Source organism: Microcoleus sp. OTE_8_concoct_300 (genome assembly GCF_031383065.1).
Classification (GTDB): domain Bacteria; phylum Cyanobacteriota; class Cyanobacteriia; order Cyanobacteriales; family Microcoleaceae; genus Microcoleus.
This window is the reverse complement of sequence record NZ_JANMZH010000279.1, coordinates 1-1,340: the sequence shown is the minus strand read 5'-3', so window position 1 is coordinate 1,340 and position 1,340 is coordinate 1. Positions and strand designations below refer to the sequence as shown.

The following is a 1,340-nucleotide window of genomic DNA, read 5'->3' as shown; positions in this document are numbered from 1 at the left end:
TTCCGACTCGCTTTAATTACCCGGGATTTGGATTAAATCAGCCGTTTTCTGGAAAAATAGTTAGATTTGACTGGTTGTTCGCTTCAAAAGATAGAATACTTGAATTTGCGCCTAAAAAAACTTTTTAGCTAAAAAGTTTTGTTAACTTTTGTTTCCGGCTTGCAGGCATCTTTTTTCTTATTTATTTGGTGTATTAATTTATACGGCTTCAACCACAGAACTAGGATGAGAACTAGCTTTCAGCCTTTGCTGGCGCTATTGCTCTCTGGCGCAAGCCGTCTTGTAGACAAACATCAACCCACAACGATCGCGATCGACTTTCTTTCACCTGCGGGCTTGCTGATGGTGGTCTGTGAGGAGAATTCTGATGTCGCTCAGCAGGTATGCTATATTAGCTGAGTTCGTTAAACAGTGGATTTTTGGGCTTTCAACTTTAATCCCGAGCCGACAACTTGCCATTTCTTGATTGGTAGCAGTCGCAAGCAGCTAAAAATCTGTAGCAATCTTTGCAGGAGTCGTAAACTTTTTCCGGCATCCCAACCCTCTTCTTAGCAAAAGGAGGGAGTAAGAAATTCACAAATGATTTAGGATTGCTATATCAACTGATGCAACTAATACAAAATTAAGAGTCAAACTGTTACCAACCAATACTGAAGAATCTAATCTCGATTTACCCAATCTAGTAACTTCTCGATTTACCCAATCTAGTAATATTTTTCTTCCGAGCAAAATATGTCTTTTTCCAGGCAACAAATCATTGAAACCCTATACCGTTTAGTCACTTTTTTAGCGACGGTTTCTTTGGCTCGCAGGTTGATTGTATCTGGTAAATACGAATATGACTATACAGTTTTAGCTCCTCTAGCTATGACCTGTCGGGGCGACAAGTCGCCTATAACGCTGATAGAATAAGTCTCATAGCTCTCAAGCCTTGTTGATAATTAGGTAGTTTTTGTGGAGACCAAGACATTAATTCAACAACAACCTGCCAATTACTAGACATTAAATCGACCCATGATTCACCCCATAGTCCAATATAAAAAGTGCTATGTCTAGCATATTTTCTGTGACTTTCTGTTTTTATACCTAGATATTCTTGAACTTTCTTTGACTTGATATCTATCCCTTGGATTATGCTCTTCAAGTATGCTAATGATAGCAAGATTAATAATTTACTCAATCTGTCGCCCGTTAAATTAGTTCTTTCTTTCGTTATATTCTCCGCTCTTAAAGTCTCTGAACCAGAAGTGTTGAATGATAGGAGAAAATTGCTAAAATTGGCCGAGCAATGTATAATTTCAGAGTGATAAATTATGAATAATCAACTGAAATGCTATTTT

General features: G+C 37.8%; 2 protein-coding genes. Both read left to right on the top strand.

The features are described 5' to 3' along the window. The first annotated feature begins 225 nt into the window (after positions 1-225). Entirely contained in the window at positions 226-399 is a 174-nt protein-coding gene (locus ACUVJL_RS13400; protein ID WP_445246301.1) for a hypothetical protein, read from the top strand. 333 nt (positions 400-732) lie between these two features. Then, a complete protein-coding gene (locus ACUVJL_RS13395; RefSeq protein WP_445246300.1) occupies positions 733-912 on the top strand; it encodes a hypothetical protein in 180 nt (59 codons plus the stop codon). Positions 913-1,340: the final 428 nt, after the last annotated feature.